The sequence below is a fragment of the Brachybacterium sp. EE-P12 genome (assembly GCF_003711805.1).
GTDB lineage: Bacteria > Actinomycetota > Actinomycetes > Actinomycetales > Dermabacteraceae > Brachybacterium.
Window position 1 is genome coordinate 110968 of the sequence record NZ_QXCP01000001.1, and the last position, 17702, is coordinate 128669.

Here is a 17702-nt window from a genome sequence, read left to right on the forward strand (position 1 = left end):
AAGAGGCCGTCACGGAGCGTCTGGGGCGGGTCCACCGTCGCGTCGTCCACAGGATCGGGGCGTCGAATAGGCCTCAGGGCCGTTCTCCGATAGAATGAGGGCGGTTCGGCCGACGTCGACCGGGGACGAAGCAGCCCGGCGACCTCGATGCCGTCGGCCCGATCATGGCGGCCTGCGGGTGCCGCTCGCGCGCGTGCGCGAGGAGCTCCGCGGGCCTCGTGCGTGTCGGGCCGCAGGGACACCGCCTCCCGCGGTGCCGTCGGACCACCCTCGGTCCTCCCGACCGAGGGACGCCCGGACTGCGAGGAGCCACATCAGGTGAGCGACAGCGACCGCCCCATGCCCGATCAGGACCTGCCCGAGGGCATCTCGGACCCGTCACCGGGAGCGGACGGCGCAGCACCGGCCCCCGAGGCGGCGTCGGCCCCCGCGGCCCCGACCACCGCCGGAGAGCGCGCGGCGCACGCCCCGGAGCATTACGAGGCCTCGGACATCACCGTCCTCGAGGGCCTCGAGGCGGTCCGCAAGCGCCCCGGCATGTACATCGGCTCCACCGGTGAGCGCGGCCTGCACCACATGGTCCAGGAGATCGTCGACAACTCCGTGGACGAGGCGATGGCCGGCCACGGCGACTCGATCGAGGTCACGCTCCTGGCGGACGGCGGGGTGCGCTGCGTCGACCACGCCCGCGGCATCCCCGTGGACATGCACCCCACCGAGAACAAGCCCGCCGTCGAGCTGGTGCTCACCGTGCTGCACGCCGGCGGCAAGTTCGGCGGCGGCGGCTACGCCGTCTCCGGTGGCCTGCACGGCGTGGGCTCCTCCGTGGTCAACGCCCTCTCGATCCGCATGGAGGTCGAGATCCGCCGCCAGGGCCACGTCTGGCGCCAGGCCTACTCCCGGGGTGTGCCCCAGGCCCCGCTCGAGAAGGGCGAGGAGACCGAGGAGACCGGCACCACGATCACCTTCTGGGCCGACGGCGAGATCTTCGACACGACCGAGTACGACTTCGAGACGCTGCGCAAGCGGTTCCAGCAGATGGCCTTCCTCAACAAGGGGCTGCGCATCTCGCTGACCGACGAGCGCGAGCCCGAGGACGCCGGCGGCGAGGACGAGGAGGTCGACGTCGAGCTCGAGGCCGAGCAGGGCGCCCAGGAGGAGGGCCCCCGCACCGTCTCCTATCTCTACGAGCGCGGCCTGCAGGACTTCGTCGAGTTCATCAACTCCGCCAAGCGCGCCGAGGTGATCCACCCCGACATCATCTCCTTCGAGTCCGAGGACACCGACGCGCAGATCTCCGTCGAGGTCGCGATGCAGTGGACCGGCGCGTACACCGACTCCGTCCACACCTACGCCAACACGATCAACACCCACGAGGGCGGCACCCACGAGGAGGGCTTCCGCTCCTCGCTCACCTCGATCGTGAACCGCTACGGCCGCGCCCAGGGGCTGCTGAAGGAGAAGGACGCCAACCTCACCGGCGAGGACATCCGCGAGGGCCTGACCGCGGTGATCTCGGTGAAGCTCGGCGAGCCGCAGTTCGAGGGGCAGACCAAGACCAAGCTCGGCAACACCATCGCCCGCACCTTCATGGTCAAGGTGATGACCGACCAGCTCACCGACTGGTTCGAGTCCCACCCGAACGAGGCCAAGGCCATCGTCATGAAGGGCCAGGCCGCGGCGATGGCCCGCGAGGCCGCCCGCAAGGCCCGCGACGCGACCCGTCGGAAGTCGCCGCTGGAGACCGGGGGCATGCCCGGCAAGCTGCGTGACTGCTCGAGCCGGAACCCCGCCGAGTCCGAGATCTTCATCGTCGAGGGCGACTCCGCCGGCGGCTCCGCCGTGCAGGGCCGCGACCCGCGCACCCAGGCGATCCTCCCCATCCGCGGAAAGATCCTGAACGTCGAGAAGGCGCGGCTGGACCGGGCCCTGGACAACCAGGAGGTCCGCTCCCTGATCACCGCCTTCGGCACCGGCATCGGCGAGGACTTCGACGCGACCAAGCTGCGCTACCACAAGATCATCCTGATGGCTGATGCGGACGTCGACGGCCAGCACATCTGCACCCTGCTGCTGACGCTGCTGTTCCGCTACATGCGCCCCCTGATCGAGCTGGGGCACGTGTTCATCGCGATGCCGCCGCTGTACCGCCTGAAGTGGTCCAACGCCCCGCACGAGTACGTCTTCAGCGACGAGGAGCGCGACGAGCGCCTCGCCGCCGGCCAGGCCGCCGGGCGCCGCATGCCCAAGGACAACGGCATCCAGCGCTACAAGGGTCTGGGCGAGATGGACTGGAAGGAGCTGCAGTCCACCACCATGGATCCCACCTCCCGCACCCTCAAGCAGGTCACGGTCGACGAGGCCGCCGACGCGGACACGATCTTCTCCGTCCTCATGGGCGACGACGTCGAGTCCCGGCGCCGCTTCATCCAGGAGAACGCCAAGGACGTCCGCTTCCTCGACATCTGATCGGGGCCCGGGGCGGCGCCGACGTGCTCGTGCGCCCCCGGGACCCCCACGACCCATCGGCCCCACCGGAAAGGCCCTCCCCGCCATGAGCGACACCCCGAACGACCCCACCAGCCCCGAGGACGAGACCACCCCGACCCCCGACCCGACCCCCGCCGAGAGCGCCGGGCTCGGGGGCCAGGAGACGCCCGAGGGCGCCAGCGAGCTCTCCGCCGAGGAGGCCGCCTCCCGCACCGTCACCCTCGTGGACCCGCTCGACGAGGGGGAGGTCGACCGCATCACCCAGGTCGACCTCAACCAGGAGATGCAGCGCTCCTATCTCGACTACGCGATGAGCGTCATCGTCTCGCGCGCCCTGCCGGACGTGCGCGACGGCCTCAAGCCCGTCCACCGCCGCATCGTCTACGCGATGTACGACGGCGGCTACCGCCCCGACCGCTCCTTCTCGAAGTGCGCGAAGGTCGTCGGCGAGGTGATGGGCAACTACCACCCCCACGGCGACTCCGCGATCTACGACGCGATGGTGCGCCTGGTCCAGCCCTGGAACATGCGCTACCCGCTGATCCTGGGCCAGGGCAACTTCGGCTCCGCCGGCGACGACGGCGCGGCCGCCCCCCGGTACACCGAGTGCAAGATGGCGCCGCTGGCCCTCGAGCTGGTCCGCGACATCGAGCAGGACACCGTGGACATGCAGGGCAACTACGACAACACCGTCGACGAGCCCTCCGTCCTCCCCGCCCGCTTCCCGAACCTGCTGGTCAACGGCTCCGCCGGCATCGCCGTCGGCATGGCCACGAACATCCCGCCGCACAACCTGCGCGAGGTGGCCGACGCGGTCCAGTGGCTCCTGCAGAACCACGAGGCGACCAAGCCCGAGCTGCTCGAGGCCTGCATGAAGTTCATCAAGGGCCCCGACTTCCCCTCCGGCGCCACGATCGTCGGCACCGACGGGATCGAGGACGCCTACCGCTCCGGACGCGGCTCCATCACCCAGCGCGCCGTGGTCTCCACCGAGGAGATAGGCGGGCGCATGGCGCTCGTGGTCACCGAGCTGCCCTACCAGGTCAATCCCGACAACCTCGCCCGCAAGATCGCGGAGATGGTCAAGCTCGGCAAGATCCAGGGGATCGCCGACATCACCGACGAGACCTCCGGCCGCACCGGCCAGCGCCTGGTCATCACCCTCAAGCGCGACGCCGTGGCGAAGGTGGTGCTGAACAACCTCTACAAGCACACCCAGCTGCAGGAGAACTTCTCCGCGAACATGCTCGCCCTCTCCGGCGGCGTGCCCCGCACCCTCTCGATCGACTCCTTCGTGCGCGAGTGGACGAAGCACCAGATCGACGTCATCGTGCGCCGCACGAGGTTCCGCCTGAAGAAGGCGGAGGAGCAGATCCACATCTACCGCGGCTATCTCAAGGCGCTGGACGCGCTGGACGAGGTCATCGCGCTGATCCGCCGCTCCCCGGACGTCGACGAGGCCCGCCGCGGCCTGATCGAGCTGCTCGAGATCGACGAGATCCAGGCCAACGCCATCCTCGCGATGCAGCTGCGCCGGCTCGCCGCCCTGGAGCGCCAGAAGATCATCGAGGAGCACGACCGGCTCCAGGCCCTCATCGAGGAGTACAACGCGATCCTCGCCGACCCGGCGCGGCAGCGGCAGATCGTCTCCGAGGAGCTCGCCGAGCTCGTCGACAAGTACGGCGACGACCGCCGCACCCAGATCCTCCCCTTCCACGGCGACATGTCGATGGAGGACCTCATCCCGGAGGAGGACGTGGTCGTCACGATCACCCGCGGCGGCTACGTCAAGCGCACCCGCGAGGACCAGTACCGCGCCCAGAAGCGCGGCGGCAAGGGCGTGCGCGGCGCGTCCCTGCGCGAGGACGACGTGGTCGAGCACTTCTTCACCACGACCACGCACCGCTGGCTGCTGTTCTTCACCAACCAGGGCCGCGTCTACCGCGCCAAGGGCTACGAGCTGCCCGAGGCGCCGCGGGACGCGAAGGGCCAGCACGTCGCGAACCTGATGGCCTTCCAGCCCGACGAGCACATCGCGTCGGTCCTCGCGATCGACTCCTACGAGGACGCCGAGTACCTGGTGCTCGCCACCGAGTCCGGCCTGGTCAAGAAGACGGCGATGACCGCCTTCGACTCGAACCGCACCGGCGGGATCATCGCGATCAACCTCCGCGACGTCGACGGGATCGACGGCACCCGCCCCGATCGGGTGATCGCGGCCCGCGCCGTGAACGGCGACGACGAGCTGCTGCTCGTCTCCCGCAACGGCCAGAGCGTGCGCATGCCCGCCTCCGACGACGTGCTGCGCCCGACGGGCCGTGCGACCAGCGGCGTCACCGGCATGAAGTTCCGCCACGACGACCAGCTGCTGGCGATGGACGTGGTGCGTCCGGGCACCTTCGTGGTCACCGTGACCGACGGCGGCTTCGCCAAGCGCACCAGCGTGGACGAGTACCGGATCCAGGGCCGCGGCGGCCTCGGGATCCGGGTCGCGAAGCTGCCGGACGACCGCGGCCACCTGGCCGGGGCGGCCGTGGTCGAGGAGACCGACGAGCTGCTGGTGGTGATGGAGCGCGGCCGTGTGGTCCGCTCGAAGGTGGCCGAGGTGCCGTCGAAGGGCCGTACCACGATGGGTGTCACCTTCGCCAAGCCCGACAAGGGCGACCGCATCCTGCTGGTCACCACCGGCCCGGAGAGCGAGATCGACGAGGACGAGGCCGAGAAGCCGGTCCTGGAGGACAGCGGCGAGGCAGTGAACGACGCGCAGGGCGATGCTCTAGGCTCTGACGAGTCCGAGCCGTCGACCGACGACGCCGACCACGACGAGGAGTGACCCGTGAGCACCAGTGACTCGAGGACCGGCACCCAGGATGCCGCCCCCGCCGAGGCCACCTCGACGCTCCCGTCCTTCGACAGCGCCTCCTCGCCGTCGGAGAAGGGGCTCGGCGAGGGCAAGGGCTCCGCGGCCCGCGGCGCGAGCCGCAGCCCGAAGAAGACCGGACAGTCCGCCGTCGGGGCCGAGAAGGAGCGCCGCGGCCCGCGCCGCGTGCGCCTGACGCTGGCCCGCCTGGACCCGTTCTCGGTGATGAAGCTCTCCTTCCTCATCGCGATCGCCGTCGGCATCGCCACCGTCATCGCCGTGGTGCTGCTGTGGAACCTGGTCGAGGCGATCGGGCTGTGGGACCAGATCGACCAGCTGGGACGCGACCTCAACGGCGGCAACCCGCTGCCGTTCATGGAGTTCTTCAGCTTCTCGAAGATGACCAGCTACGGCACCATCGTCGCGGTGGTGAACGTCGTGATCATCACCGCGCTCGGCACCCTGCTGGCCTTCCTCTACAACCTCGTCGCCGCCCTGCTGGGCGGGCTGAAGATGACCTTCACCGACGAGTGAGCTCCGAGGGCCGGTCGGGCGGGCACGTGCTCCGCGACGCCCGCCTCGCCCCTCGCCCGCCCGCCGGGCACCGAAGACCAGACCGACGCCGCCGCGCCTCCTCGAGGCCCGGCGGCGTCGTCGTGTCCGGACGATCTCGCCGGTGAGGTGGCGTCGGCGTGCGCCTGGATCCGTCCCGGCCCCGCCACGCACTCTCGGCGGGCCCACGTCGTCGTCCCTACCCGTGTCCCGTCCCGACGGCCGGCGAGACGTGGCCTTGTGGCGGAATGGGCCCTCATACCGACACAGATCCACGTCTCGGCCAGTCCGAGGGCAACTCTTGTGGCCCGCAGGACTCATGCGGGGGCCGACACGAGTCGCCAGTGCAGCAAACATGGGCGAATGATGGCCTCAATGCCCCGAGTCTGCTATCCGTCAGACATTCTTCGGCGATCCGGACGCGGGTCAGGTGGGCGGCACGGGGCGGTCGGGGCGTGGCCCTGGCGTGCCTCCCCGGGGATCAGGCGGTGTGGAGCTCGGTGACGTCGGCGACCCGGGCGTCGAGGCGGGCGAGGGTCTCCTCGGCGGGGACGGTCGCGGCGACGCCGTGCGCGCCCGCTCCCATCGAGATCCGCCGCGCGGGGTCCCCGGCCAGCGACGCGTCGGCCACGACGGGCCAGGCGGTGCTCGCGCCGAAGGGCGTGATGGTGCCGCGCTCGTAGCCGGTGACGTCCCTGGCGACGTCCTTGTCCGGCATCGACAGCCGGTTCACGCCCAGCAGGGCGCGCAGCTTCGGCCAGGAGATCTCCCGGTCCCCGGGCACGAGCACGAAGAGGAAGTCGCCCTCGCCGCGCCGTACCACGAGGGTCTTGACGATGTCGCGGGGCTCGACCCCGCGGGTCGCGGCGGCCTCGGCGAGGGAGCCGACCCGTCCGTGCCGGGTGATCTCGTGGGGGAGGCCCAGGGCCCGGAGGGCGTCGGCCGCGCGCTGCTCGCTCATGGAGCCAGGGTAGGCCCGTCAGCGGGAGCGGAGCTCCATCCAGTCGTCGGGGCCCTCGAGCGGGGTCCAGCCGGCCCGCTCGTACAGCGGCCGGCCTGCGGCGGAGGCCTTCAGCACGATGCGCTTGAGGCCCAGCGGATCGAGGTCCTCGAGGATCCCGTCGACGAGTGCGTGTCCCAGGCGCCTTCCCCGGTGCGCGGGCTCCACGATCACGTCGGCGAGCCAGGCGAAGGTCACGCCGTCGGTGACGGCCCGGGCGTAGGCGATCTGCTCCCCGTCGGGCCGTGTGTAGAGGCCGTAGTTCCGGGACGCGTCGACGATCGCCCGCTGCGCCTCGAGGGTCCGTCCCTCGGCCCAGTAGGCGTGCTCGGCCAGGAGGTGGTGCACGCGGCCGACGTCGATCCGGTCGGGGTCTGCGGAGAACTCGTAGGTATCGGGGAGAGGGGAGGAGGCGGGCATGTGCGCCATTGTGGGGTCGCACGCCCGCGGCAGGCGCGACGGTCCGAGTCGCGGTGGGAGGGGAAGGTGATCGTGAGCGGCGTCGCGCGGAGCTGGGAGCTCGCGGACATCGCGCTACGGTCGAGGGATGTCCCTCGCACGCCCCGACTCCCTGCCTCGCACCGTCGCCCCCGAGGACTATCCCTGGCTGGGCCCTGCGGCGAGCTCCGCGCTGCTGCTGGGCGACGGGGTCGTCGACCTCGAGCCCGCGCAGGACCCGCCGGCACCGGCGGAGGACCGGGCCGCGTCGGCGGTGGACCGCGCGGCGATCGAGCGGGCTCTCGCCGCGGAGGGTGCCGCCCCGCTGGCGGAGCGCACGCTCGTGCTCGCGGTCGGCTCGAATCAGACCCCGCGCACCATCGCCCGGAAGTACGCGCGCTCCGGCGCGGACGTGCCCGTGACCACCCCGTTCGTGCGCTGCACCGTGCACGACCTGGCCGTCGGCCATGTCCCGAGAGCTGCCGCCCCCGGCTACGTGCCGGCGGCGCCCTATCGCGCCGACGGGCAGCGGATGGAGCTGGTCGCGACCTGGTTCGACGCCGAGCAGCTCGCCGTGGTGGACCGGACCGAGCCGAACTACGACCGCGTCCGCCTGCCGGCCGCACGCTTCCCGGTGCGTCTGGCCACGGGCGAGGAGCCGGAGCACGTGGACGTCTACGCCTCCCGCTGGGGCGTGCTGGCCCGCGACGGGGTGCCGATCCCGCTGCGCCACCGGCAGCAGGAGCTGTTCGACGAGCTCGTCGCCCTCACCGGGGACGAGCGCCTCATCGGCGATGCTGCGGAGATCTGCGCGCGACTCGCCGAGGATCCTGACGCGCTGCTCGCGCTCGGCCGGAGGCACGGTCTCGTCGCCGCCGACGGGCTGCCGAGGGGCTGAGCACCTCGCGGTCCCGGTGCCCCGTCCTCGCGCACCGCACCGGGTGCCGGCCGCTCAGGTCACCGTGAACTGCACCGTGTGCCATCCGCTCGCCCCGTCGGGGACCGGGTCGGCTCGCTCGTCGGTCTGCACCTCGCCCGTGCCGTCGGTGGCGCGCACGGCGACGGTGTGGTCCCCGGGCTCGGCGCCTTCCCAGCGCAGGGACCACTGGGCCCAGGTGTCCGACGAGACCTCGGCGCCGAGCTCGGCCGGCCGCCACTCGCCGTCGTCGATCCGCACCTCGACGGCGGCGATGCCGCGCTGCTGCGCCCAGGCGGTGCCGCCGAGCATGACGGCCCCCTCCGCGTCTGGGGCGAGCTCCGCGAAGGAGCGGGGCACGTCGATGCGGGAGGCGATCTTGATCGGGCCCCGTGCGGACCAGCCGCGCGTGGTCCAGTAGGCGGCATCGTCCGCGAAGCGGGTGACCTTGAGCTCCGTGACCCACTTGGTGGCCGAGACGTAGCCGTACAGGCCCGGGACCACCATCCGCACGGGATATCCGTGCTCGGCCGGCAGCGGGTGGCCGTTCATGCCCACGGCGAGCAGCGAGTCCCGCGCGTCGGTGAGCGCTTCGAGCGGGGTGGAGGCGGTGAAGCCGTCGATCGAGCGGGAGAGGACCATGTCCGCGCCGTCCCGCACCCCGGCGCGCTCCAGCAGCGTCCGCACGGGAACGCCGAGCCATGTCGCGTTCCCCGCGAGGTCCCCGCCGACGGGGTTGGAGACGCAGGTCAGCGTCACGTGCGAGGTGACCATAGGCTCCTCGAGCAGGTCGGCGAAGGTCATCTCGAGCTCGTCCTCGACCAGGCCGTGGATCCTCAGCGTCCAGGAGGACGGGTCGACCCGGGGCACGGCGAGGGCCGTGTCGATGCGGTAGTAGGGGCGAAGACCGTGAACTCGTCCCCGTCGAGGGTGTCGGCGAGGTCCACGTCCGGGTTCAGCTCGCCGGAGACGGCGTCCGTCAGCGTGGTGAGCATGGGGTTGTTCGATGCGGCGACGCTGACCGGGTCCTGGGCCATGCCCTCCACCGAGCCGTCGCCGTCCGGGACCATCGCGGCGTAGTCCGGGCAGCCCGTGCCGACGAGGTCCGCGGCGGGGTCCATGGCGGTCCCGTCCATGTCGTCGCCGTCGGAGGCCGCGCCGTCCCCGTCGGAGCCCTGCTCCTGGCCGGCGGCCGGGTTCTCGCCGCCGTCGGGCATCGGGTCCTCGTCCATCCCGCCGGAGCAGGCGCTCATCAGGGCGACGGTCGCCGCCAGCGCCCCGAGGCGGGGAAGCATCTTCCGGGTGTTCATGACGATCTCCTTCGTGGTGCCGGGCCGTGCTCGGAGGTCCGAGGGCGGGACGCCCCGGGAGGGGCCTCACACAGAGGATTCGGAGCCGACGGACGAGCGGATGGGAGGAGATCGCGTCGGCCTCACGTCCCGGTGCTTCGCACGGAGCCGCGCGGTTCTGTGACCTCGCGAACAACCTGCCGGACCGGTTGGACGGAGCGACCCGGCTCGGGGTAGCGTTGTGCGTCGGCGGTCACCACCGGATCCTTCCGGAGATCACCGTGCACGGGCCTATAGCTCAGTCGGTTAGAGCGCTGTCCTGATAAGACAGAGGTCGCTGGTTCAAGTCCAGCTAGGCCCACGTCGAGGATCGGAGGAACTCATGAAGAAGTTCATCACGACCGCCGTCGTCGTGCTCACCACGGCCGTGGCCGGGATCCTCACCTGGCGGAAGGTCGAGTCCGACCGCATCCGCGACGATCTGTGGACCGAGGCGGAGCGCGTCTCCGCCGAGCAGGACCGGGCAGCGCAGAAGCAGGCGCAGCACTCCTGAACCGCAGCGGTGCCGCACCGAGTACCATCGGCACCATCCATGGGGACTTAGCTCAGTTGGTAGAGCGGTAGCTTTGCAAGCTTCAGGTCAGGGGTTCGACCCCCCTAGTCTCCACCAGGGATGACGAGGGCTCCTCCGCACGGAGGGGCCCTCGTTCCGCGTCGAGGGCTTCCCGGGTGCTGGACGACCGGCTAGATTCTCAGGGCATGACCCTCGACCCCGTCCTCCGCCTCCGACTCTCGACGATGATGTTCCTGGAGTTCTTCGTGTGGGGCGCCTGGTTTGTCACGCTCGGCACCTATCTCGCCGCGGACCTCGGCGCGAGCGGCAGCCAGATCGCGCTGGCCTTCCTCACCCAGTCCCTCGGCGCGATCCTCGCCCCCTTCATCGTGGGGCTGATCGCCGACCGCTTCTTCGCCGCGCAGCGCATCCTCGGCGTGCTGCACCTGTTCAGCGCCGTGATGCTGTTCCTCGCGGGCAGGCAGCAGGAGTTCGGCGCGTTCTTCGTGTTCGCGCTGCTGGCGATGATCTCCTTCATGCCGACGCTCGCGCTCGCCAACTCGATCTCCTTCCGCCGCCTCGACAGCCCCGAGCGGCAGTTCCCCGCGATCCGCGTGTTCGGCACCATCGGCTGGATCATCGCAGGGCTCCTCATCGGCTGGCTCGGCTGGGAGGCCGGCGGCGCCCTGGGGAACACCTTCGTCATGGCGGCGATCGGCTCCGGCCTGCTGGGCGTGTACGCCTTCACCCTCCCGCACACCCCGCCGGAGCCGACGGGCGACCGGGTCACCGTGCGCGACGTGCTCGGGCTGGACGCGCTCGCGCTGCTGAAGTCCCGCTCCTATCTGGTGTTCTTCCTCGCCTCGATCCTGATCTGCATCCCGCTCGCGTTCTACTACAACTTCACCAACCTCTATCTCAACGAGATCGGGGTGCGGTCGGCGGCGGCCGTGCAGTCCCTCGGCCAGGTCTCCGAGGCGCTGTTCCTGCTGATCATGCCGCTGATGCTGAAGAAGCTCGGGATCAAGCGCACCCTCCTGATCGGCATGCTCGCCTGGGCGCTGCGCTACGCCCTGTTCGCCTTCGGGGACGCCGGATCGCTGCTGTGGCTGGTGATCATCGGGCTGGTGCTGCACGGGGTCTGCTACGACTTCTTCTTCGTCGCCGGGCAGATCTACACCGACCGCTTCGCCCCCAAGCACGTGCGCAGCGCCGCCCAGGGCCTGATCTCGCTCGCCACCTACGGGGTGGGCCTGCTGATCGGCTCGCTCATCTCCGGCCCCATCGTCGACGCCTTCCTCGCGGCCGACGGCACCCACCAGTGGCGCGCCATCTGGCTCATCCCGGCGGCGCTCGCCGTCGGCGTCGCGCTGTTCTTCGCGGCGCTGTTCCGCGAGCGGGAGACCGCCGCGGCGGCAGAGGTCCCGCAGTCGGCCTGAGCAGCGGTCCCCGAGCCTCCCCTACACCGTCCGTAGCGAGCTGAACAGCAGGTTCGTCTGCGTGGAGCGCACGCCCGGGATCGCCCGCACCCGCTCCAGCACGAGGTCGAACTCGGCGAGGTTCCGGGCCCGGATCTGCAGGACGAGGTCCCAGGTGCCGGTGGTCGAGTGGAGCTGCTCGAGCTCGGGATAGCCGCGCAGCTCTCGCACGATCTCGGGGCTGCGGCTGTTCTCTGTCGCGACCAGCATCACGCCCTGCACGGAGTCGTGCTCCAGATCGCCGCTGACACGGATGGTGAACCCCTCGATCACGCCGTTGTCCACGAGGCGGTCGATCCGAGAGGTGACCGTCGAGCGGTTCACGCCGAGCTCGCGCGCGAGGACCGCCACGGGAGTGCGGCTGTTCGAGCGCAGGAGGGCGATGAGGCGGTAGTCGAGATCGTCGAGCACGCAGTCAGCGTACTGCCACCCAGCAGAGTGCGCGGGCGAGTGGCACTCTGCCCGGCATCTCGGTGATTGCGGCACCGCAGCGACGCCTCCTACAGTCACTGTCGGCCCAGGTGAGGGCGTGATTCCGGGAGCTCTTCCCGCAGTGAGAACATGGTGGTGAGAAGTGCTCGACGTGTCCGTCCTGCCCGCGTTCCTGCTGGCCGTCACGGTCATCCTCGTGACCCCCGGACCGGACATGGCGTTCATGGTCGCCACCGGCATCGGCCAGGGCAGGCGCGCCGCCGTCCGCGGCGCGTTGGGGGTCACCTCGGCCATGACGATCTGGGTGCTCGTCGCGGCCACGGGACTCGGCGTCGCACTCGCCCAGGTGCCCGCGGCGCTGGACGCGATCCGCCTCGCCGGCGCCGGCTACCTGGCTGTCCTCGCGATCACCACCTGGCGCCGCGCGGGCGCCCCGCTCGCCGAGGCCGCGACGGTGCCGAACGTGTTCCGCCGGGGCTTCGTCGTGAACATCACCAACCCGAAGATCGCGCTGTTCTTCGTGGCCTTCCTGCCCCAGTTCCTGGGCACGGCGGGCGGCTCCGGGGAGAACCCCTTCGCGCAGATCCTCATGCTGGGCCTGCTCCTGCAGCTGACGGGCCTGGTCACCGATCTGGCGATCGGCGGCGCGGCGGGGCTCTTCCGCGACGCGGTGCTCGGCCGCCCCCGTGTGCGGCACGTCCTCGACGGCGCGGCCGGCACCGTCTACGCCGCGCTCGCCGTGCTGCTCGTCCTGGGGGTCATGCGGCAGTAGCCTGCGCCGCGCACCGGCGGCAGACTGGGGGCATGACCATCTCCGACCAGGACAGCACCCAGACCCTCACGGCCCTCGTCACCGGCGCGACCAGCGGGATCGGTCGCGAGGTCGCCCTGCAGCTCGCCGAGCTCGGCTGGCGGGTGATCGCCGTCGGCCGCGACCGGGAGGCCCTCACACAGCTCGACGAGGCCTCCGCGCTGATCACCTCGCGCGCCGCGGACCTGCTCGCGGACGACCTCGCCGCCCTCGTGCCCGAGAGCGTGGACGCCCTGGTCCACGCCGCCGGGATCTCCCCGTCCACTCGCGTCGAGGATACGGCCGACGAGGACTGGGAACGGGTCTTCGCCCTCAACGTCACCGCCGGCGCGTCGCTCGCCCGGCACGCCCTGCCCGCCCTGCGTCGCTCCCGCGGCACCGTCGTGTTCGTGAACTCCGGCGCCGGCACCGCCGCCCGCCCCCGCAACGCCCCGTACGCCGCGAGCAAGCACGCTCTGCGCGCGCTCGCCAATGGCCTCCGGGCCGAGGAGGAGGCGAGCGGGGTGAGGGTCACGACCGTCTACCCCGGGCCCACCGACACCCCGATGTTCGGCGGGGACGTGGACCGCAGCGAGCTGATCCGTCCCTCCTCCGTCGCGAGGGCGGTGGTCATGGCCATCACGGCGAGCGAGGACGTGCAGCTCACCGACATCCACGTCCGGCCCCGCCGCGAGCTGTCCTGGTGAGTCGGAGGCCGTCGGTGCGCCAGCCCGCGTGACCCGAGTGCCGCTCCGTCGACGGCTCCGCACCCTCCATCTGGATCGCCGCGCTCAGTGAGGTTAGGCTCACCTCATCGGACGGGGGCGGCGGTGTCCTCCCTCGCGACGGCCACGAGGAGGAGACCCCCGATGTACGACCAGAACCCGCGCTTCGACCACCTGATCCACTGGGTCGAGGACCTCGACGCCGCGATGGTCGCGTACGACGCGCTCGGCCTTCCCGCCCGCGCGGCCCTGACCATGCCCGGCTTCCGCAATGCCGCTTGGGGCGTGGATGATGCGCGCTACGTGGAGCTGGCCGCGGTGGAGGACTGGCGGGCGGTCGCGGACTCGAAGTACGCCGAGGGGCTCGCGCTGCTGCGCCCCGCGGTCGAGGCCCTGGACGGGGAGGGACCGCTGACCTTCGCCGTGGACGTGCACGACGCCCGGGAGGTCGCGGCCCGGCTGCGATCGGCCGGACGGCAGGTGCGCGAGGTCGAGGTGCGCTTCGAGGAGAAGGACGCCGGTTTCGTCGAGGTGCTCCTCGAGGACGCGCCGCCGTCCTTCCCCTTCTTCATCAGCTATGACCCACCGCGGGACGTCATCGCGCAGATGCGGGCGGAGCGCCGCGAGGCAGCACGGGCGGAGGCCGGAGACACAGGCGGAGCCCCGGCTGCTGGCTCCGAGGAGATGGGCCCCGACCTCGCCGCCCTGCTGGTGCGCAGCCATGACCCCGAGGGCGGGGCGAGGATCCTCGGCGAGCTGCTCTCGCTGCCCGTGCTCGGCAGCACGGTCGAGCTGCCGGGTGCGGAGGTGCGCTTCGAGGCCGGAGGCCCGGCAGGGCTGTTCGGGATCGCGGTGCGCGGCGCGGGCCTCGGCGCGGAGCCGCGCGAGGTGGCGGGCCTGCAGGTGGTCCCCGAGGAGTGAGCCGGTGATCCCGACTCACTCGTCGGCCGAGGGCGCGTGCCGCTCGAGGAACTCGAGCATCGCCACCCGGTCCACCCCGGTGAAGGTGCCGGTCGGCATCGCCGCCAGCAGCGAGGCGTGCAGGCGCGCGACCGGCCACACGGAGCCCTGCCACCGCTCCACCAGCTCCGGCGCGGGCTCGCGGCAGCAGTCGGGGTCCGGGCAGCTCGAGGCGTGGCGCACGTTCGTCTCCCGCCCCCGGAACCAGCGCGTGTGGGCGAAGTCCGTGCCCACCGAGATCGAGAACTCGCCGCCGGAGCCGGACTCGATGCGGGAGGTGCACCAGTAGGTGCCGCCCGGCTTGTCCGTGTACTGGCTGTACTGCCGCATCCGGTCCTCGGCCCGGAACACGCGCCGCGCGCTCCACCACCGGCACACCAGCTGACCCTCGACCGCGCCGAGCGCATCGGTGGGGAAGCGGACGTGGTCGTTCTGGTACGCCTTCACGATCGTGCCCGAGGAATGCACCTTCAGGAAGTGCACGGGGATGTCGAGGTGATGGGTGGCGAGGTTCGTGAAGCGGTGCGCAGCCAGCTCGTAGGTCACCGCGAACTCGTCGCGCAGGTCCTCGACCGACAGCTCCCGCTGCGCCTTCGCGGCCTGCAGGAACGCGCTGGCTCCGTGCTCGGGCACGAGCATCGCCGCGGCCAGGTAGTTCACCTCGACCCGCTGCCGCAGCAGCTCGCCGTAGTCCGCGGGCTCGGCCATCCCCAGCACGTGCGCGGCCAGGGCCTGCAGCACGGTGGTGCGCGGGTCGGCGGCGTCGCGCCCGAGCGGCAGGTAGATCCGCATGGACGACGCGTCGGTGATCGAGCGTGCGGAGTGGGGGAGGTCCGGCACGGAGTGCAGGGTGAAGCCGAGCTCCTCGGCGAGCAGCGAGACCTTGCGGTGGGAGAGCGGTCCGCCGCTGTGACCGATCCGGGCCAGCAGCTCGCGCGCCGTTTCCTCGAGGGAGGGGTAGTAGTTGCCCGCCTCGGACTGCTCCTGGCGCAGCTGCCCGTTGACCCGCCGCGCCTCCTCCGGGGTCGCCGCGCGCTGCTCGTGGAGGCGCCGCAGCTCCTCGTGCAGGGTCAGGATCGTCTCGATCGCGGCGTCGGAGAGGGTCTTGCGCACGGGCAGGTCGGGGAGCCCGAGCCCCTGGTAGAGGGCCCCGGCCTGCGCCTTCTCGAGCGCGATCTCGAGCGCCGCCCGACGGGACGGAGGCTCGGGATCCAGCAGGTCCTCGACCCCCACCTCGAGCGCGCGGGCGATCCGGCGCAGCTCTCCGAGGCGGAGCTCGCGCCTGCCGTTCTCGATCACCGACAGCTGCGAGGGGGCCCGGTCCAGGGCCGCGGCGAGCTCGGCGAGGGACAGGCCCCGTGCGGTGCGTGCGGCGCGGATCCGTCGGCCGATGAGGAGCGGGTCCACCTCGTCGTCGGGGTCGGGCGCGCGCCCGTCGACCGCAGAGGAGGGGCGGCCGACGAGCGTCCGGACATCGGTGACGGTCCGGCGCGCGCCCTCGGCGGCCCTGCGCGCGCCCTCGGCGGGTCGGGGCGCGGCGGCGCCGGGGCGGCGCGGGGCGGCGTCGGGTCCTCGGCCGGGGGTGCGGGGCTGCGCGGTCATGTCGGCCAGAGTGACACAGGTTACTTCTGAAGAACAGAAATTTCGCAGAAGTTCTTCCGGTTCGGGTCTTCTGAGCGGGTCCGGGAGCGGCAAGTGTGTGACCACTCGACGAAGTTCGCCGAGAGCGGCACCCCCAGTGGATGCCCCTTCACCCCGAGGAGCCGACGATGACCACCCCGACCCACCCCGCCCCGCGCAGCACCAGCCGTCCCGGGGACCCGACCATGACCGCCGAGGAGCTAGCCCGCGACTGGGAGATCGACCCGCGCTGGAAGGGCGTCCGCCGCGACCACACCGCAGACGACGTCCTCTCCCTCGCCGGCCCCGTCCGCGAGGAGCACACCCTCGCCCGCCGCGGCGCACAGCGCCTCTGGGAGCTGATCCGGGAGAACGACACCGATCCCGGCTCCTGGATCTCGGCCCTCGGCGCCCTCACCGGGAACCAGGCCGTGCAGCAGGTGCGTGCCGGGCTGAAGGCCATCTACCTCTCCGGCTGGCAGGTCGCGGCCGACGCCAACCTCTCCGGCCAGACCTACCCCGACCAGTCGCTCTACCCCGCCAACTCGGTCCCCGCCGTCGTGCGCCGGATCAACAACGCGCTCCTGCGCGCCGGCCAGATCGAGTTCGCCGAGACCGGCAGCACCAGCCGCGACTGGCTGGCCCCGATCGTCGCCGACGCCGAGGCCGGCTTCGGCGGCGCGCTGAACGCCTACGAGCTGATGCGCTCGATGATCGAGGCGGGCGCCGCGGGCGTGCACTGGGAGGACCAGCTGGCGAGCGAGAAGAAGTGCGGCCACCTGGGCGGGAAGGTGCTGATCCCCACCTCCCAGCACGTGCGCACCCTGAACGCCGCCCGCCTCGCCGCGGACGTCTCCGGCACCCCGACCGTGATCATCGCCCGCACCGACGCGCTCGCCGCGACGCTGCTGACCAGCGACGTCGACGAGCGGGACCGGCCCTTCCTCACCGGGGACCGCACCGCGGAGGGCTTCTACGAGGTCACCCCCGGGATCGAGCCGGTCATCGCGCGGGGCCTGGCCTATGCCGAGTACGCGGACCTGCTGTGGGTGGAGTCCTCCACGCCGGACCTCGAGCTCGCCCGGCGCTTCGCCGAGGCGATCCATCGCGAGTTCCCGGAGCAGAAGCTGGCCTACAACTGCTCGCCGAGCTTCAACTGGAAGCGGCACCTGGACGATGCGCAGATCGCCCGCTTCCAGCGCGAGCTCGCGGCGATGGGCTACGCCTTCCAGTTCATCACCCTGGCGGGCTTCCACTCCCTGAACCACGCGATGTTCGAGCTGGCCAGCGGCTATCGCGACCGGCAGATGAGCGCCTTCGTCGAGCTGCAGGAGGCGGAGTTCGCCTCCGCCGAGCACGGCTTCACCGCGCACCGTCACCAGGCCGAGGTGGGCACCGGCTACTTCGATCGGGTCGCCACCGCCCTGAACCCCGCCTCCTCCACGCTCGCCCTCGCGGGCTCCACCGAGACGGCGCAGTTCCACTGAGCACCGTCGGCCCCGTCGCCGGGGCCGCGAGCGGAGACCCCGCCGCCCCCGGGCGAAGAACCAGCGTCCACCTGATCCGTCCCCTCGGCCCGCCACCCCGCGCCGGACCCCA

14 protein-coding genes, 2 tRNA genes and 2 pseudogenes are annotated in these 17702 nt (G+C 71.6%); 12 read left to right on the forward strand and 6 right to left on the reverse strand.

The genetic code is table 11. The annotated features are described in order from the left end of the window. Window positions 1–318 precede the first annotated feature (318 nt). The 3 genes from gyrB (at window position 319) to D1648_RS00525 (ending at window position 5884) form a co-directional block, all read left to right on the forward strand. The gene (gene gyrB, locus D1648_RS00515; RefSeq protein ID WP_122938851.1) at window positions 319–2469 is read left to right on the forward strand and encodes a DNA topoisomerase (ATP-hydrolyzing) subunit B; all 2151 of its coding nucleotides are present in this window, start codon (window positions 319–321) and stop codon (window positions 2467–2469) included. An 85-nt stretch (window positions 2470–2554) separates the two neighbouring features. Further along, window positions 2555–5323: a DNA gyrase subunit A gene (gene gyrA, locus D1648_RS00520; RefSeq protein ID WP_122938852.1), complete on the forward strand. Its 2769-nt coding sequence runs from the start codon at window positions 2555–2557 to the stop codon at window positions 5321–5323. Between the two features lie 3 nt (window positions 5324–5326). Then, window positions 5327–5884 carry a DUF3566 domain-containing protein gene (locus D1648_RS00525; protein WP_122938853.1) on the forward strand — a complete coding sequence of 186 codons (558 nt, stop codon included), beginning with the start codon at window positions 5327–5329 and terminating at the stop codon, window positions 5882–5884. 499 nt (window positions 5885–6383) lie between these two features. Here the strand turns inward: D1648_RS00525 and D1648_RS00530 are convergent, their stop codons facing one another. Further along, complete coding sequence (locus D1648_RS00530) at window positions 6384–6863, reverse strand: aminoacyl-tRNA deacylase (protein WP_122938854.1); 480 nt, start codon at window positions 6861–6863, stop codon at window positions 6384–6386. A gap of 18 nt (window positions 6864–6881) precedes the next feature. Further along, window positions 6882–7322, reverse strand: coding sequence for a GNAT family N-acetyltransferase (locus D1648_RS00535; protein ID WP_122938968.1), 441 nt, complete (start codon window positions 7320–7322; stop codon window positions 6882–6884). A 127-nt stretch (window positions 7323–7449) separates the two neighbouring features. Here D1648_RS00535 and D1648_RS00540 point away from each other — a divergent pair, with 127 nt between their 5' ends. Continuing rightward, window positions 7450–8238 carry a hypothetical protein gene (locus tag D1648_RS00540; protein WP_122938855.1) on the forward strand — a complete coding sequence of 263 codons (789 nt, stop codon included), beginning with the start codon at window positions 7450–7452 and terminating at the stop codon, window positions 8236–8238. Window positions 8239–8292: 54 nt separating this feature from the next. On the opposite strand, the pseudogene D1648_RS00545 reads toward D1648_RS00540, so the two are convergent. Next, window positions 8293–9153, reverse strand: a pseudogene (locus D1648_RS00545) (molybdopterin-dependent oxidoreductase); the annotation flags it as partial. Continuing rightward, window positions 9153–9566 (reverse strand): annotated as a pseudogene (locus tag D1648_RS18405) (fasciclin domain-containing protein); the annotation flags it as partial. The pseudogenes D1648_RS18405 and D1648_RS00545, both read right to left, overlap by 1 nt. A gap of 266 nt (window positions 9567–9832) precedes the next feature. On the opposite strand from D1648_RS18405, the gene D1648_RS00555 reads away from it, so the two are divergent. From D1648_RS00555 to D1648_RS00570, 4 genes are all read left to right on the forward strand, one after another. Then, a tRNA-Ile gene (locus D1648_RS00555) sits at window positions 9833–9906 on the forward strand. Between the two features lie 21 nt (window positions 9907–9927). Continuing rightward, on the forward strand, window positions 9928–10098 hold the full coding sequence (locus D1648_RS00560) for a DLW-39 family protein (protein ID WP_122938856.1): 171 nt from the start codon (window positions 9928–9930) through the stop codon (window positions 10096–10098). Window positions 10099–10139: 41 nt separating this feature from the next. After that, window positions 10140–10215 (forward strand) — tRNA-Ala (locus D1648_RS00565). 89 nt (window positions 10216–10304) lie between these two features. Further along, window positions 10305–11537, forward strand: coding sequence for a nucleoside permease (locus D1648_RS00570; protein ID WP_122938857.1), 1233 nt, complete (start codon window positions 10305–10307; stop codon window positions 11535–11537). A gap of 21 nt (window positions 11538–11558) precedes the next feature. On the opposite strand, the gene D1648_RS00575 is transcribed toward D1648_RS00570, so the two are convergent. Beyond that, entirely contained in the window at window positions 11559–11987 is a 429-nt protein-coding gene (locus D1648_RS00575; RefSeq protein WP_122938858.1) for an Lrp/AsnC family transcriptional regulator, read from the reverse strand. 172 nt (window positions 11988–12159) lie between these two features. Between D1648_RS00575 and D1648_RS00580 the strand changes: the two genes are divergently transcribed. The 3 genes from D1648_RS00580 to D1648_RS00590 all read left to right on the forward strand — a co-directional run bounded on the left by D1648_RS00580 (window position 12160) and on the right by D1648_RS00590 (window position 14444). Beyond that, window positions 12160–12780 carry a LysE family translocator gene (locus D1648_RS00580; RefSeq protein WP_126281954.1) on the forward strand — a complete coding sequence of 207 codons (621 nt, stop codon included), beginning with the start codon at window positions 12160–12162 and terminating at the stop codon, window positions 12778–12780. Between the two features lie 32 nt (window positions 12781–12812). Then, the gene (locus D1648_RS00585) at window positions 12813–13505 is read left to right on the forward strand and encodes an SDR family NAD(P)-dependent oxidoreductase (RefSeq protein ID WP_122938860.1); all 693 of its coding nucleotides are present in this window, start codon (window positions 12813–12815) and stop codon (window positions 13503–13505) included. A 162-nt stretch (window positions 13506–13667) separates the two neighbouring features. Next, entirely contained in the window at window positions 13668–14444 is a 777-nt protein-coding gene (locus D1648_RS00590; protein WP_122938861.1) for a VOC family protein, read from the forward strand. A 15-nt stretch (window positions 14445–14459) separates the two neighbouring features. Here D1648_RS00590 and D1648_RS00595 read toward each other — a convergent pair whose 3' ends face one another. Further along, complete coding sequence (locus tag D1648_RS00595; RefSeq protein ID WP_122938862.1) at window positions 14460–16085, reverse strand: helix-turn-helix domain-containing protein; 1626 nt, start codon at window positions 16083–16085, stop codon at window positions 14460–14462. A 167-nt stretch (window positions 16086–16252) separates the two neighbouring features. On the opposite strand from D1648_RS00595, the gene aceA reads away from it, so the two are divergent. Further along, the gene (gene aceA / locus D1648_RS00600) at window positions 16253–17590 is read left to right on the forward strand and encodes an isocitrate lyase (RefSeq protein ID WP_122938863.1); all 1338 of its coding nucleotides are present in this window, start codon (window positions 16253–16255) and stop codon (window positions 17588–17590) included. The last annotated feature ends 112 nt before the right edge of the window (window positions 17591–17702 follow it).